General features: G+C 53.9%; 13 protein-coding genes. 11 read left to right on the top strand and 2 right to left on the bottom strand.

Features of this window, described 5'->3' with window-relative positions:
- Nucleotides 1–5 precede the first annotated feature (5 nt).
- Nucleotides 6–218 (bottom strand): Ni2+-binding GTPase, encoded by a 213-nt coding sequence (locus HRQ63_RS05165; protein ID WP_172240047.1) that lies wholly within the window; start codon nucleotides 216–218, stop codon nucleotides 6–8.
- 202 nt (nucleotides 219–420) lie between these two features.
- Here HRQ63_RS05165 and HRQ63_RS05170 point away from each other — a divergent pair, with 202 nt between their 5' ends.
- The 10 genes from HRQ63_RS05170 (at nucleotide 421) to HRQ63_RS05215 (ending at nucleotide 10,777) form a co-directional block, all read left to right on the top strand.
- Nucleotides 421–828, top strand: coding sequence for a GntR family transcriptional regulator (locus tag HRQ63_RS05170; protein WP_172240050.1), 408 nt, complete (start codon nucleotides 421–423; stop codon nucleotides 826–828).
- Nucleotides 825–1,925, top strand: a complete 1,101-nt coding sequence (locus HRQ63_RS05175; protein WP_172240053.1) for a DUF1648 domain-containing protein — start codon at nucleotides 825–827, stop codon at nucleotides 1,923–1,925. Before HRQ63_RS05170 ends, HRQ63_RS05175 begins: the two co-directional genes overlap by 4 nt.
- Nucleotides 1,926–2,039: 114 nt before the next feature.
- Complete coding sequence (locus HRQ63_RS05180) at nucleotides 2,040–2,891, top strand: STM4015 family protein (protein WP_172240056.1); 852 nt, start codon at nucleotides 2,040–2,042, stop codon at nucleotides 2,889–2,891.
- Nucleotides 2,888–4,189 carry an STM4014 family protein gene (locus HRQ63_RS05185; RefSeq protein ID WP_172240060.1) on the top strand — a complete coding sequence of 434 codons (1,302 nt, stop codon included), beginning with the start codon at nucleotides 2,888–2,890 and terminating at the stop codon, nucleotides 4,187–4,189. The genes HRQ63_RS05180 and HRQ63_RS05185 overlap by 4 nt, the downstream gene beginning before the upstream one ends.
- On the top strand, nucleotides 4,186–4,989 hold the full coding sequence (locus HRQ63_RS05190; RefSeq protein WP_172240063.1) for an STM4013/SEN3800 family hydrolase: 804 nt from the start codon (nucleotides 4,186–4,188) through the stop codon (nucleotides 4,987–4,989). The genes HRQ63_RS05185 and HRQ63_RS05190 overlap by 4 nt, the downstream gene beginning before the upstream one ends.
- 17 nt (nucleotides 4,990–5,006) lie before the next feature.
- Complete coding sequence (locus tag HRQ63_RS05195) at nucleotides 5,007–6,371, top strand: STM4012 family radical SAM protein (protein WP_172240066.1); 1,365 nt, start codon at nucleotides 5,007–5,009, stop codon at nucleotides 6,369–6,371.
- Complete coding sequence (locus tag HRQ63_RS05200; RefSeq protein ID WP_172240069.1) at nucleotides 6,368–7,258, top strand: STM4011 family radical SAM protein; 891 nt, start codon at nucleotides 6,368–6,370, stop codon at nucleotides 7,256–7,258. Before HRQ63_RS05195 ends, HRQ63_RS05200 begins: the two co-directional genes overlap by 4 nt.
- Nucleotides 7,255–7,836: an adenylyl-sulfate kinase gene (cysC, locus tag HRQ63_RS05205; RefSeq protein WP_172240072.1), complete on the top strand. Its 582-nt coding sequence runs from the start codon at nucleotides 7,255–7,257 to the stop codon at nucleotides 7,834–7,836. Before HRQ63_RS05200 ends, cysC begins: the two co-directional genes overlap by 4 nt.
- A gap of 112 nt (nucleotides 7,837–7,948) precedes the next feature.
- Complete coding sequence (locus HRQ63_RS05210; RefSeq protein WP_172240075.1) at nucleotides 7,949–9,091, top strand: DNA alkylation repair protein; 1,143 nt, start codon at nucleotides 7,949–7,951, stop codon at nucleotides 9,089–9,091.
- A 120-nt stretch (nucleotides 9,092–9,211) separates the two neighbouring features.
- Nucleotides 9,212–10,777, top strand: coding sequence for a methyl-accepting chemotaxis protein (locus tag HRQ63_RS05215; RefSeq protein ID WP_172240078.1), 1,566 nt, complete (start codon nucleotides 9,212–9,214; stop codon nucleotides 10,775–10,777).
- A 414-nt stretch (nucleotides 10,778–11,191) separates the two neighbouring features.
- Here the strand turns inward: HRQ63_RS05215 and HRQ63_RS05220 are convergent, their stop codons facing one another.
- The gene (locus HRQ63_RS05220; protein WP_172240081.1) at nucleotides 11,192–12,103 is read right to left on the bottom strand and encodes a hypothetical protein; all 912 of its coding nucleotides are present in this window, start codon (nucleotides 12,101–12,103) and stop codon (nucleotides 11,192–11,194) included.
- A 598-nt stretch (nucleotides 12,104–12,701) separates the two neighbouring features.
- Here HRQ63_RS05220 and HRQ63_RS05225 point away from each other — a divergent pair.
- Nucleotides 12,702–14,675, top strand: a complete 1,974-nt coding sequence (locus tag HRQ63_RS05225) for a copper amine oxidase N-terminal domain-containing protein (RefSeq protein ID WP_172240084.1) — start codon at nucleotides 12,702–12,704, stop codon at nucleotides 14,673–14,675.
- The last annotated feature ends 93 nt before the right edge of the window (nucleotides 14,676–14,768 follow it).

Genomic DNA, 14,768 nt, shown 5'->3' on the forward strand with positions numbered 1-14,768 from the left:
TGCGATTATTCATATAAGGCGTCGCGCAGCTTGGTCGACATCGTCGGCTTGCGACCGTTGGCCTTCAGCAGCGCTTCGCGCAATCTTTTGTTCTGCGCTTCGGTCTCTCGAAAACGATGCAGCATATCCGCAATCCATTCGACGTCTTCAGCTTTCATGGCCCCGGATTGGTGCAGACGCTGCAGTCGCTCCGCATCTTCCGTCCGATATTCGCCCATATTCGTTCATCCTTCCGTTTCCAGCTTCAAAACTGTCGGCCGCCCCTACGATCCTTTATACATCCGGACTTCTATGCAGGTTTCGGCTGCCCTTATCTAGCATACCACGAGTCCGCTCATTTTTCTCCGGCAGGAATTAACATTGACTATTCGTTCTATCTGTTATACTTTATATATAACAAGTAGATAAAGGAGGGTCATCATGTTTATCGAATTGGATCTGCAATCCGAAGTTCCCATCTATAAGCAATTGGCTGATCAGCTCATTGAAGGCATTGCTTCCGGGAAGTTATCGTCGGGCCAGCCGCTGCCTTCGGTTCGCACGCTCGCTGCCGATCTGGGCATCAATCTGCATACCGTGAACAAAGCTTACCAGGCGCTCAAGCAGGAAGGGTTTCTCGAAATCCATCGCAAACAAGGCGTCATCGTTCAGCCGGGCGCCCTACCGACGGCCGACGCCGCATTTCGAGAACGGCTCGGGCGCGATTTGCGTCCGCTGGTTGCCGAAGCCGTCGCTCGCGGCATGAAGGAGAACGAATTGCAAACACTGATTACCGCGTTGTACGGCCAGGTTCGAAATCCGTCATCCCAAGGAGGGGCTTCCACATGAATTCCGCTAACTCTTTCGCTTTTCTTATCGCTTTTATCGACTTGCTATGGTTATTTGCGTTAATAGGCGTTCCTGCTCTGATGAGCGCTACTCTGCTGGGCGTTTATGTCCCCAAAGAAGAACGGGGCATTCCGCAAGTCGCGCGCATCCGTCGATCCTTTTTGTTGTCGGGCTCGGGAAGTGCGCTGCTGGGCGGAATCTTCTCGATCCTCGCCTACTTTTCAAGCGGCGGCTCGGAAGGCTGGACGCTCGCGCTGCTGCTCATTCCTCAAGCGCTGGGCCTTTTTGTCGCCTGGAACTTTTCGCGGCGCCAAGCGCTTGCGCTCAAAGCCGAACGCGGTTGGAAAATCCCCCAGTCTTCCAAACGAACCGCTTATATCGGCAGTGACCGCGAATCCGCCGCGACCGGCGTTTCTGCCTGGGCATATCTGCTGCATATCCTCATTATTCTGATCACCGTCGCCCTCGTTGCTCTGAATTGGGACCGTATTCCGAATCCGCTTCCTGTCCATTTCGATGCCGCCGGATTGCCTGACCGCTATGCGGAAAAGTCGATCGGAAGCGTCTACGCGCTTACGATCCTGCAATCGCTGTTGACCGCGTTGTTCGCAGGCATTCATTTTTCGCTTCGCCGCATGCGTCAGTCTCTTGACCCGTCGGATCCGCAAGGGTCGCTTCGCAGACAAATTCAATTGCGTGCCTCCAACTCTTGGATGCTATTCTTGATCTCGCTGATCGTCACGGTCATGTTCAGCTGGCTTCAAGTCCGAAGCACGTACGATTTCAGAGGCACGCTGCCGATCGGCTTGGCCATGGCTTTTCTTCTGCTGCTCATGATTCCGATCGTCGGCTTCATGATCTATATCAGACGCCGCGGCTTGGAAGACGAAGGGATCAACCGCCGTCACGGCGAGGACCGATTCTGGCGGGGCGGCATGTTCTACTTCAATCCGCAAGATCCCGGACTTTTTGCGGAAAAACGCACGGGATTCGGCTGGACCTTCAACTTTGCGCGTCCGATCGTCTGGTTGCTCGCGGCTTCGATCGTCCTGCTTCCGGTTGCCGCCATAATCGCTACCGCGTTGCTCGCGGGCTAATACCAAAAAACAAGAACATACGTTTCCTTTTTTAGCTTGACTCCCCGCCTTGACGATGTTAGGTTGTTTTTAGGATTCCGATTAACCATTTCACTATTTTCGGGAGGAATTGACATGACGGAAATCAAGCTCAGCATCGGTTACGAAGAGTACGAAGACGGGCAAAAAATGGAGACCTTGATCGAAGAATTGGCAGAAAAGCCGGAAGCCGAACAGTTGTCGAGTCTTATTATCGGCAGTTGGGGCGGCGCTTACGAAGATTCGTCCGAATCGATCGTAGCCGCGCTCGTACGATTGAAAGACCGCTTTCTTGCGCTGCGCAGTCTGTTCATCGGCGATATGGATTCCGAAGAATGCGAGGTCTCTTGGATCATGCAGTCCGACTTGAATCCATTGTTCGCGGCGTTTCCCGAACTCCGGTCGCTCACGATCAAAGGCAGCACCGATCTGGCTCTGGGCGAGGTCAAACATGCTAAGCTCGAAGAGCTGACGATTATCTGCGGAGGCCTTGGCAAAAGCGTGCTTGCTTCAATCGCCTCAGCCGAACTCCCGGCGTTGAAAAAGCTTGAACTCTACATAGGCGTAGACAATTACGGATTCGACGGAGACATCGAAGACGTCATGTCCGTAGCCAAGCCGGGACTTTTCCCGAACCTCGCTTACCTCGGTTTGAAAGATAGCGAAATTCAGGACGAAATCGCTGCCGCCATCGCCCATTCCGATATCCTCGACGGTCTGGAGACGCTTGACCTGTCCGACGGAACGCTCAGCGACGAAGGCGCGGAAGCCCTGCTTGCCAGCGAGAAAGTTCGTCGTCTGCCGAAGCTCGATCTTCATTATCACTTTATGTCCGAAGCCATGACCCGTCGCGTAGCGACAGAGCTGCCCAACGCAGACGCAAGCGATCGCCAGGAAACGGAAAAGTACGACGGCGAGGAATATCGTTATCCTGCATTGACGGAATGATCGGGCAGCAAGCCGGAAGTCCTTTTTCCCGATTTCCCGACGCCCGGCATACCCCGCTACTCTTGATTGCCCATGCCGACGGAGAACGTACGGAAGGCCTAAGGCGGTCAAGATTGTCGGCGGGTCTGCCGGAGCCGATCATCGTTTCCTATGAGCAGCTGCTTGCGGGTATTCCTTTGCATGCAGCTGCCGAACGAGCCGGACTGCCGACAGGGATCACGCCGTTTATCCGACTCGATGCGCCCGGCGAACATTTCGGTGTTGAACGGGCGTTAATCGCGCTTGGATCGCCCCAGCACGACGACGGAGATGCACTGTTGCCGCTGAGGGAACGACGCGATCCGTATCGACTTTCCGAACAGGCGGCCTTGTCGTTGGAAGAACAACCTATACGACTGATGCACCCTTCCCAATGGTTTCGCGGCTTCTGCCGGTTGTTGGATCGAATTCGCAAGGAAGCCGCGGAGGCATGGCCGCAGGTTCGATTCTGGCATGACCCGGCTGACATTGCGACGATGTTCGATAAGCGGGCTTGCCATCGCCGCCTGGGCGCGGCAGGCGTTAAGGTCCCTGCCTTGCTGGCAGAAACCGAGACGCTAACCGGATACGAAGCGGTGCGCGAAGCCATGTTAAACAAGCGGATGCACCGGGTATTTCTGAAGCTGGCTTTCGGCTCGGGAGCCTCCGGGATCATCGCTTACCAGATCAATCCCCGAACCGGTGCCGAGATCGCAACCACTACCATGGGAGCCGAAGTCTACGTTCAACGTCCCGGCATTTTTTACAATTCAAAAAAAGTCCGTTCGCTGACCGACTCCGAGCAGATCCGTACGCTGATCGGCTATCTGTGCGGACATGGCGTTCACGCGGAACGTTGGATTCCCAAAGCTTCTCTGAACGGACGTCCGTTGGATCTTCGGCAGCTTGTCGCCTTCGGCGAAGCGGGACATGCCGTTGTTCGGATCGGCGAGAGTCCGATTACGAACCTTCATCTGCGCAGTCGGCGCGTATCTCCGGCTGAGTCGGGTTTGTCGCACGAAGCGCTGACGGCAGCAAAAAACGAAGCATTGGCCGTCATGCGTGCCTTCCCCGCCTCTTCTTCGGCCGGGATCGACGTGCTGACGGATCGGAACACCGGACAAGCTTATATCGCGGACGTCAATCCGTTCGGCGATCTGCTTCGGCGGGTGCTCCATGACGGACTAGATCCTTACGCTTGGGAAATGAAGCGATGGATGGAAGTCGGCGCTGTCGAAGATGATATGACCGGAAGCCTGCAAGGAGGAACGCAAGCATGACGCCCGAAAAAAGTTCGATCGACATGAACAAAGTCGTCGGGACACACGATATTTTAATGATTACGCTGGATACGTTGCGCTTTGACGCAGCCGTGCTTGAGCAAGACAACTGCCCGAACCTGTGCGGCAGCGGGCCTTGGGAAAAACGACATTCGCCGGGCAGCTTCACCTATGCGGCGCATCATGCTTTTTTCGGCGGCTTTTTGCCGACGCCGGCCAATACCGATAAGTCGTCGCATGTTCGCTTGTTTCATTCGCGGGGCACTGGTCTGAAGACGCATCCGCATACCTGGCTGTTCGATACGCCGGATATCGTCTCGGGTCTTGCCGCGGAGGGTTATCGGACGCTTTGCATCGGCGGCGTTATCTTTTTCACGAAAAAAGTGCCGCTCGCCCGCGTGCTGCCCGGTTATTTCCAGCGCAGCTTTTGGCGGATGAACTTCGGCGTCACCAATCCGCAGTCCACGAAAAACCAGGTGGATCACGCGCTGAAATTGCTGGCCGGTATTCCGACGGGCGAACGTTTCTTTTTGTTTATTAACGTCTCCGCTATTCACGGGCCTAACCATATATTTCTCCCCGGTGCCAAACGCGATTCGGTCGACAGTCAACGGGCTGCGCTGCGTTATGCAGATGCCGAGCTGGGTCGGTTGTTCGATGCGGTTCGGGCCCGGAACAATCCTGCATTTTGCATGGCCTTCTCCGACCACGGGACCGCTTACGGCGAAGACGGATATGAAGGACATCGCTTGGCGCATGAGACCGTTTGGAACGTCCCGTACCGGGAATTTATGCTGTAAAAAAAGGAGCGATTACCATGACCGAAACGGCCGTCTACGATATCGAGCGGGTCCGGGCCTGGAAACGGGAACTGGACGCCGCTCCTTACCGTTCGTATCTCTATTCTTATCCGCACAAGACCGCGTATCGTCCGTTCGAAAAACCGAAGCCGTTGTCCGAACTGTGGCAGGACGAACCCGCGGAAAGCTTTTTCCTCTATATGCATATCCCCTTCTGCGGGGCGCGCTGCGGATTCTGCAATCTGTTCACCCTGCCGGATAAACGCGAGGATGTGCATAAGCACTATGTCGACGCGCTCGAACGCCAAGCCAAGCAGTGGGCAGGTTTCGCTTCGCGTCCTTTTGCGCGGTTCGCGATCGGGGGCGGCACGCCGACGCTGCTGCGGGCCGATCAACTGAGCCGACTGTTCGACATCGCGGAAGACATCATGGGGCTGGATCCCTCCGCGGCTTCGATCTCCGTAGAAACTTCGCCGGAAACGGTTGATCCGCAGCGGCTGCGTATTCTCAAAGAACGGGGAACCGATCGCGTGAGCATGGGGATTCAGAGCTTTATCGAAGCGGAAGCGGCCGCGATCTATCGTCCTCAAAAACCGGACGAAGTTCGCCGAGCCTTGGATTTGCTGCAGCGCTTCGAGTTTCCTTTGCTCAACCTGGATCTGATCTATGGTTTACCGGGGCAGACGCTGGAGACTTGGCTCTACTCGCTTGAACAAGCTTTGAGCTACGAACCGGGCGAAATTTTCCTCTACCCGCTCTATACGCGGGAGCATACGATCCTCAAGCCGGGCGACGTACAAGGCGGAGGACCTGAGGATCTGCGCATGGATATGTACCTCGCAGCCTGCAAAAGACTGGAAGAGCGCGGTTACGAACAATTTTCGATGCGGCGTTTTGCCCGTAAAGATACGGTTGGTTATGATCCGTCCAAGCGTCCGCTAGCTTATGGCTGTCAGGAAGAAGGCATGATGGGACTTGGCTGCGGCGCCCGTTCGTATACGCAGCATGTGCATTACGCTTCGCGCTACGGAGTCAGCCGTAAAGCGACGGAGAGCATCATTGCCGATTACGTGGCCGCGGAACGTTATGATCATGCGGATTACGGCTTTGAGTTGAATGCCGAAGAACGTAAGCGGCGCTTCGTGCTCAAAGGCATTTTGCACAGCGAGGGGCTTCCGCTCGAAGAGTATACGCAGCGTTTCGGCAGTCATGCGTTCAATGACCTGCCGCAGCTGCATCTGCTGACGGAGTCCCGATTGGCATCGATCGAAGACGGCATTCTGCGAATGGGACGCGAAGGTCTCGGTTATTCGGATGCCATCGGCGACTGGTTGATTTCCGAACCCGTTCGCAATCGCATGCATGAGTTTGTGCTGCCATGAAGGCGACTCTTTATTTCCGCGGTTCTTTGTCGTCCTGCAACTACTCTTGTCCGTATTGCCCGTTCAGCAAAACGACGGACAGTGCCGAGACGCTGGCCAAAGATCAGCGTCAGGTCGAAAAGTTCGTCGAATGGGTCGCGATGCAGGAAAAACATGGGCATCGGCTCTCTGTCTTTTTTAACCCTTACGGCGAAGGACTCGTTCATGCCTGGTATCGGGAAGCGATCACCGTCCTCTCCCATATGCCGCATATCGATCGGGTCGCGATTCAAACCAATCTGTCCGCCAAGCTGGATTGGGCAGATCGGTTGAATCGGGATACCGCAGCGTTTTGGGCCACCTATCATCCGGGAGAAGTCAGCGAAGAACGATTTCTCGCGCGCTGCCTGGATCTGCATCGGCGCGGCATCAAGTTCAGCGTCGGCAGCGTAGGCGTTCGCAGCGCGTTCGACCGTATCGATTCGCTGCGGCGCGCACTGCCGGAAGAGGTCTATCTATGGATTAACGCGTTCAAAGATCGCAAAAATTACTACGAAGAGCATGAGATTCAGCGCCTTCGCGCAATCGATCCGTTATTCGAATTAAATCTGCCCGATTACGCCAGTCTCGGACAACCGTGCCGAACCGGAGAAAGCGTCTTTTTCGTTCAAGGTCCCGGGATCGTCAAGCGCTGCTATAGCGATCGGCGCGTGATCGGTCATCTGTATCGGGACGGTATCGAAGGCTTGTCGCAGCAGCGCGCTTGCGGGATGAAAAGCTGCGGCTGCTATATCGGTTACGTGCATATGCCAGAGCTGAATATGGAGAGCCGTTACGGAGACGGATTGCTTGAACGGCGCGGGTTGCGGGAACAATTCGTCACGGCTTATTCGGGAGGTCGCCTATGACTAATTTTGATGCAACAAAGGCGGGCCGTACGTTCTGGCTGACCGGGCTGCCGTGTTCCGGCAAGACGACGACGGCTATTGCTTTCGCCGAAACTTTGGCAGAGCGCGGAGTCGCGGTCGAAGTCCTCGACGGGGACGAGCTCCGGCGCCGGATCGGCGGCGGACTGGGCTTCAGCCAAGAAGATCGCATGGAAAACGTACGCCGAGCCGTCTATCTCTCGGGGCTGCTGAACAAACACGGCGTAACCACGATCGTCTCGTTGATCAGCCCCTATGCGGAAATGCGCAACTATGCCCGATCCGAGCTTTCCCGATTTGTCGAAGTGTATATCGAATGCCCGCTCGAAGAATGTGAACGCCGCGATGTCAAAGGCATGTACGCGCTGGCTCGCCAAGGGAAAATCACCTCCTTCACAGGAGTATCCGATGTATACGAAGTCCCTGTATCTCCAGAGCTGATACTTCGTACCGACCAAGATTCCGTGCATGAGAACGTAGCGAAATTGTTGGAGTCGTTCGATCAAGATCAATTTACGGCGCATCTTCATACGGAATCCACACTTTCCTCGCCCAAGTAACTTTTCCGAAAACAAGTAAACCCGGACATTCTTGTGTCCGGGTTTACTTGTTAGATTAGAGGAACAAGACCACATACTCCCGCGATCTGCGCGGCTCCTAGGAGGCACTCCCATGCCGGAACCATTAAAGCTCATGTATAACCGTACTTTTTTGCACAATTTTTCTATCAAGGTCAAATCGGTTCATCCATCTTTCGAAGATACTTCTTTCATTGCCGACGTACTTGAAGGAGACTGGGAAGAACTCGAGTTAAAGGCACGGATGCGCCGCATTTCGATTGTCCTCGGTCATTATCTGCCCACGCCTTTTACCGCGGCACTCGACATTCTGTATCGGATTGACGAGCAGTGCGTCGGGTTCCCTTATCTGTTCTTTCCGGACTTTGTCGAAGTCCATGGACAAGCCGAACATGATTTCGAAGCGTCTCTTGACGCGCTGGAACGATTCACGTCGAAATCTTCATCCGAGTTCGCTATACGGTTCTTTCTGCTGCGCGATCCGCAGCGCACGATGATTCGCATGCTGCATTGGGCAAAAAGCAGCAATGAACACGTACGAAGACTCGCCAGCGAAGGCTGCCGTCCCCGTTTGCCATGGGGGCAAGCTCTCCCGATGTTCAAACTTGATCCGGCGCCCGTACTGGAGATTTTGGAAAAGCTCAAAGCCGACTCATCGCTCTATGTCCGAAAAAGCGTAGCCAACAACTTGAATGACATCGCCAAAGACAACCCGGACCTCGTCAAACAGAAGGCCCGGAATTGGTATGGATCAGATCCGTTAACGGATTGGATCGTTCGTCGCGGTTGCCGGAGTTTGCTCAAACAGGCCGACCCTGAGATTCTGTCCTTGTTCGGATACTCTTCCTCGGAGTCCTCCACCAACGAAGCTTTGATTACCGGAGCCTCGCTGCAAGTCCGGCCTCAAACCCTTGCGATCGGCGGCGAAATCCAACTGCATTTTGAACTGCAAGCGCGCACCGGCGAGCCTTTGCGTATTCGTCTGGAATATGCGATCGACTTTGTTAAAGCTTCAGGACGAGCGTCACGCAAGCTGTTTATGCTTGGAGATCGTACACTGGACGGCGGAGCTGCCTTATCCGGAACACGCAAGCATCGTTTTGCCGATCTTACGACTCGCAGACATTATCCGGGGCTTCATCGCATTACCCTGCTTATTAATGGGCAAGAATACGCGGAAGATTCTCTAACACTTACGCCTCAAATTGAAGAACCCATCGTAAACCCTCTAAATTAAACACACTAATAATCTCCTTTTTTCGAAGCGCAAGCCAAAAAACCGGTTGTTAACTTGCCTGCCTTTTCGTATAATGTTAAAAAACATTACATATCTATTCGCGAAAAGGGCGTGTTATCGATGAAAACGAACCGCATTCCGAATCTTTTGCTTGCTTTGCTTGGCATAGCGGCAGCTACCGTGCTTTGGATCGATTCTTCTCGCAACCTGCTTCAGAGTCTATGCTTGGCGCTTGCCGTTTTGTCCGGAGCAGCCGTTGTGTTTTTCGCGCGGCAACATGCATCGGCCCGTTCTTCCAAACTCCGAACCATCCAAACCGAAAACGATTCAAGCAAACTCAAAAATTTTGTGTTCGAATCTCAAGTCGTTTCAGATCGATTGCTGGCCGTCGTAGAAGAAGTTCATACCTCCGTTCGCACGCTGACTTCCGTTACCGAACATTCCGAAAGAGCCGAACATGAATTGAACACGCATAGCACGGAAGCCGCAGCGCGTACGCAAGAAGCTTCTGCCCTGCTCGAAGAAGCTTCGCTCATCTCCGGTCAAATGGTCGAACGTGCCGCGACAATGGCGCGCGAAAGTCTGGAAGCCGGCTCCGCGGCAGGAGAATTGGCAGATGCTCTGAACTCCGCAGATATCGTCATGGCGAATATTTCGAGACAAAATACAGCAATCGGCGAACGCATTCATGAATTGACTCAACATATGACGGATATCGAAGCCGTCAATCGCTTTATTCGGGATGTCGTAGAGCAGACTTCGCTGTTGGCACTCAACGCTTCGATCGAAGCTGCGCGTGCCGGAGAAGACGGCCGGGGATTTGCTGTCGTCGCCCAAGAAATCCGCAAGCTTGCGGCACAAAGCGGCGATGCGCTCGGACGGTCGGCTACTACGCTCGGATCGGTCGTGTCCGGCGTCAGCCATGTGACGGAAGCGATGGCGGCAAGCCGACTGGCTGTGGAACAAGGCGTGAACGAGATGCATCGTATGCGACAGGAGATGCAGCAGCTTCATCGCAGCGTGGGCGGCGTACTGGACTCCGCAAAAGACGCGGATACATTGAGCGGCGTTCAGCAGGAACGGATGACGCGCGGCGTCATGGCATTAACAACCGCCGCCGAATTGACCAACCATACGACACGGTCTATGGAGCAGCTCTTTTCGCATATTGCCCAGCAGAGGGATCAGGTTAGCAAACTTGCGCGCATCGGGCAAGAAATGCGAAGCGCTTCTGCCGAGCTCTCCGACATGGTGGGCAGCTTTCAATTCGATCAAAAAGATGATGTTGCCAACAACGATATCGAAGCCGTTCGCCGCGTGTTGGAAACTGCCGCCAAGCAAGCCTCTGCGCTCCCGACAGACGAACGCGAGCATAATCTGCTCCTGTCCGGCTATATGCAGCGATCTTCGTCGATCGAAGCAATCTGGTCGAACCGTACGGACGGCTCATTCATTTTTTCCAAACCGCAAGCCGGCCTGCTCAATGCCAAGAATCGGGAATGGTGGCAGCAAGCGATGGAAGGCGAAACGTATATCTCGCCTGTATACATCTCCGCGATTACCAAACGCCCCTGCCTCACCATGTCCGCAGCGATTATCGGCGAGCACGGCGAGCGTATCGGCGTCGTCGGAATGGATTTGTCATTGGCAACGGGTAAGGCAAAAGATCATATTGCAGTTTCTTGACGCCTAAAAAAACAGAACCGCCTACCGAATGTCTTTCGACCATCGGCAGGCGGTTCCGTTTGCTTTGCGAATCTATGGAATTTCTAAAATGGATGGCATTCGTTAACGTAAGGAAACTTCGACTTGCTGCTCCCGTTCCGTTTCAAGTTCTTCGTCCGGCTTTCCCTTTGTCGAACCGTAGAGAATAAAATTCACTTCTTCCAATACGTCCGAAAATTGTTGCATGTGTTGATTACTTTGCATGGTTGTTCCTCACCTTACTCCAGTCTTGTGTCGTGTCCGCACTTATTATTTAACCAAAGACCCAACTTTGAAACTTGCTTGCTCGGGCAGCGGTTCCGGACACGATCTCTTAATATTGGAGCTGCCGCCTTTATCATTATCGGCAGATGAAGCCCGTTCCATAATATCCTTTTATTTCTTTTTGTGTTTGGTACGGGATTTTTTTTCTTTTTGTTTGGCAGAAGCTCTTTGCATGCGCCGTTTTTCCAGCTCCATTTCCCGCTTCAGATAAAGCTCCATGGTATTCTCCGGATTATCCGAAGCAAACAACATGAACTTTTTTAAATGTTCATTGTACTTGTCTTTGCCGAACACGCGGCCGTTCTCGCTTAGGAACAACTCCAACATCCGATGCGGATCTCCTGTGTTTTTAAGCGATTCGAACTCTTGCAGCACATCTAAAATTTGCGAAGCAATCCGTTCCGAACGGTCCTTGATCCGCTCTTCCCCAAGCCGAATATCTCCCGGATAGGCATGAGACAGGATCAGAAAGATTCCGCCGACCCCGTATAAGGCCAGCATATCCGCCATATCCACCGAATCCGAACTGACGCGGCTTGTCCACTCCAGCGAAGCCCGATCCGGATGCGTGAAAACATTCAAAAATCCGTAGACGTCGGTCAACTCGAACGAAATATGCTCGTACGCATACTTCATGACGCCCAGGTTGCTCCCCATCACTTCCTGGGCGGCATCATGATCAATCGTTTCGGGAGCCGCGCGATATTGGAACAATCGCGCAGAATGCTCGAAAGCTACCCGAATTTGCACAGGCGCTTCGACCACTAGCCCTCCCTCACGCAGCAAGACGGCCGCCGATAGCGAATTCGCGATTCGTTGAAGCAGGGCTCCGGCATAATAATCGTCTTCCCGCTCCGTATACTCGCGAGCAATCTCGATTAATTCGTGCATATAACCTAACATCTCGTCGCGAACCGAACCCGAGTGTTCAGGAGCCTCCAGCAGCGACGCTGGTCGCCATTCAACCGTTTCATCGCTTTGCGTTCCAGCGCCCTGCTTCAAGCGCTCGTCTTTTCGCACCATTGGCTCCTTCTCCTTTCAAGCTTTCTCATTTTCGTTGTGCGATGACCTCAATGAGAGGCCAGTTGTTTTTGCCACATTTCCTCTTGCAGCATACGCTCCGATAAAAAGACCGAACGGCTCTCCGCCAATCGAAAACCAAAATTAGCATACAAAGCACGAGCCGCTATGCCGGCCCGATTGATCAACGACCCACAGTCGCTCTCGCTCCTTCGCATTTCGTTTCCCGAAATCTCGAATGCCTTCCTCCACGAAACGTACGAAGGAATCGTCATACCCGCGCTCGCGACGATACAATTCGGCGTGCAGCGCAATGACGTTCTCTAAATCTTCCGGTCTATATGCGCGAATCTATTCCCTTTCGTCCCCCTGTCACGTCTCTTTCATTGTACCGGGTGCCACACCTGCGTTTCAACTTCGACTGCATCTATTTTGATGACAAAATCCTCATCATTCCGGGTGTGGGCAAAAAAGGAATTTAAGCTTGCTTGGTCGAATACATGATATTGAACGTCGCGATCCTTTCAGTCTGTCGGAGTCAGAACCGAAAGGAGTTTTTTGTGCGAACCGTTACTTGAAAAGACAGGGGTCATGAGGAGAAATGAAGGGAACGATTTTTGCAAAAACAGCACTTGCCGCGGGTATTTTGTTGGGAGCTGCTGTTCCGACGCCGCAGCTATGGGGCACGAGTGCCTATGCGCAATCATCCGCCGATTCAAGCATTCTGAGCGGACTGGATCATCGCAATTACATTCTTGACGACGGCTCGCTTCGCGCGGAAGGACGGACGATCGGTTCCGTACAAGAACCGTCGCCGTTTGTCGGCATCTCCAGGGATTCGCATACCGGAGATCATTATGCATGGACGGAAAACGGCTTGGTTTATCAATGGAGCGATCTCGGCATCACCGGAGCTCCCAAGCTGATCAAAGGCCTGCCGGCGGTTGCTCAGGTATCCGAAGATGTCATGCTGGCCCAATCGGGCGACGTTATCGGATACGCAAGCGCAGGAATGCCCGGCGGCATCCGAATTTCCGCACACTCCTCCGGGTTTGCACTGCTGACCGCAAACGGCGAAGTCTGGCGCTATCGCTCGGATTATTCCGCGAATAAGGTTAAAAAGCTCGCCGATCTGCCGGGCGCAACGGATATTCAATCGACAAGCAGCTCCGTAATGGTATTAGGCTCGGACGGGACGGTCACCAAGTTGGATGCCGAGACCGATTCGGAACCCGAGACATTCACGACCGGAGCCGTATCGATTGCCTGGGTCAAGGAAGAGTCCAGCAATGATCTGTATGTCGCAAAGTCTGACGGAAGCCTGTGGAAATACGAATACGGCAATGCCAAATCCGGTACGGCTGTCGCTTCGGTAAAAGGTGCCGTTTCCGTGAATGCTGCCGAAAAAGGACTCTTTGTTCGTTTGAGCGACGGAACATCGGGTTTGTACGCAAACGGAAAGTGGACGGAAGTCGCTCCGGCTCGCCTTCAATCGGCAGCCTTGACGTTGTCCCGAACTTCCGCCGCGAAAGGCGATGTCGTCAAAGTCACCGTCGAAGAGAAATTCACAGACGGATCCAAAAGTAAACGTACGCCGGCAGCCAGCGAACTCAGCGTTTCCGACGCCAAGATCGTGTCCGTGCAGAAAGACGGAAGTCTTAAAGCCAATGGGCTCGGGTCCGCTGCGGTAACGTTCAACTCCAAAGGCATTTCCGCCAAAACGACGCTGATCGTGAAACAAGGCGGCGCACTGACCGGAGCCGGTCTGGTCGGCGGCAGCACGTACCTTCCGGTTCGTCCTGTGTTCGCCGCACTTGGCGGAACGGTAACGAACTCCGGCAGCAATTGGACGATCCAATACGGAGACACGAAGATTCAACTGCAAAAAGGCAGCGCAAAAGCTACCGTCAACGGCAAGTCCGTCACGCTGAAAGGCAAAGTGCAGACACTCGACGGTCAAACGGTCTTCCCTGCCAGTTTCTTGTCCGCAGCGATTCCGGGCGCCTCGGTCAAATGGGATAGCAAGCTTCAGCAGGCCGTCGTCTCATTGGGTTCCGCGTCGCTGGAAGTCGAGTCGAAGCAAACCGCTCTGCTCAAGAAAAAGCAGCAGCTCGGAAGCCTGGCTCAATATCTGGGCAAAACCTATTGGATCAATAACTATAGCGGAGCAGGCGTACGATTCAGCAAATTGACGATCGCGGATATCAAGATCGCAGAAAGCGACTACGGCCGTTCTTATACGCTTGTCTTTAAAAATGCCGCAGGCAGCCAGTTCGCTTCGGCAGAATACTACGCTGCAGGCATTCCGGAATTGCTCGGCGATCCGGATGAATTCTTCCCGTTCGATCCTCGCGTACGCTATGGCGGCAGCGAACTGGTTTGGAACCAGATCCGAAGCGAGATCGTCGCAGCCGGCATGAACAAGCAGCATGTTCTGCTCTCATGGGGAGAGCCGTCAAGCGTCTCGACCGAAAACAGCAAGCGAGGCGTGATCGAAGCTTGGGTCTATATGAGAGGCGGCGTTACCTGGCAGGCTGTCGCTTTCGTGAACGGCGTTGTGGTTGGGATCTATTAAATTTTTCATTGATACGCTGCGAATGTGCAGAAACACAAAAAGAGATCCGCGCAATTCGCGGATCTCTTTTCGATTTGTTAAGAATCCCTGATA

Origin of the sequence: Saccharibacillus endophyticus, assembly GCF_013185185.1 — a bacterium.
GTDB classification, from domain to species: domain Bacteria; phylum Bacillota; class Bacilli; order Paenibacillales; family Paenibacillaceae; genus Saccharibacillus; species Saccharibacillus endophyticus.

Coding starts and splice junctions, on each gene's coding strand:
- HRQ63_RS05165 (WP_172240047.1), bottom strand. CDS start 218: ATGGGCGAATATCGGACGGAAGATGCGGAGCGACTGCAGCGTCTGCAC.
- HRQ63_RS05170 (WP_172240050.1), top strand. CDS start 421: ATGTTTATCGAATTGGATCTGCAATCCGAAGTTCCCATCTATAAGCAA.
- HRQ63_RS05175 (WP_172240053.1), top strand. CDS start 825: ATGAATTCCGCTAACTCTTTCGCTTTTCTTATCGCTTTTATCGACTTG.
- HRQ63_RS05180 (WP_172240056.1), top strand. CDS start 2,040: ATGACGGAAATCAAGCTCAGCATCGGTTACGAAGAGTACGAAGACGGG.
- HRQ63_RS05185 (WP_172240060.1), top strand. CDS start 2,888: ATGATCGGGCAGCAAGCCGGAAGTCCTTTTTCCCGATTTCCCGACGCC.
- HRQ63_RS05190 (WP_172240063.1), top strand. CDS start 4,186: ATGACGCCCGAAAAAAGTTCGATCGACATGAACAAAGTCGTCGGGACA.
- HRQ63_RS05195 (WP_172240066.1), top strand. CDS start 5,007: ATGACCGAAACGGCCGTCTACGATATCGAGCGGGTCCGGGCCTGGAAA.
- HRQ63_RS05200 (WP_172240069.1), top strand. CDS start 6,368: ATGAAGGCGACTCTTTATTTCCGCGGTTCTTTGTCGTCCTGCAACTAC.
- cysC (WP_172240072.1), top strand. CDS start 7,255: ATGACTAATTTTGATGCAACAAAGGCGGGCCGTACGTTCTGGCTGACC.
- HRQ63_RS05210 (WP_172240075.1), top strand. CDS start 7,949: ATGCCGGAACCATTAAAGCTCATGTATAACCGTACTTTTTTGCACAAT.
- HRQ63_RS05215 (WP_172240078.1), top strand. CDS start 9,212: ATGAAAACGAACCGCATTCCGAATCTTTTGCTTGCTTTGCTTGGCATA.
- HRQ63_RS05220 (WP_172240081.1), bottom strand. CDS start 12,103: ATGGTGCGAAAAGACGAGCGCTTGAAGCAGGGCGCTGGAACGCAAAGC.
- HRQ63_RS05225 (WP_172240084.1), top strand. CDS start 12,702: ATGAAGGGAACGATTTTTGCAAAAACAGCACTTGCCGCGGGTATTTTG.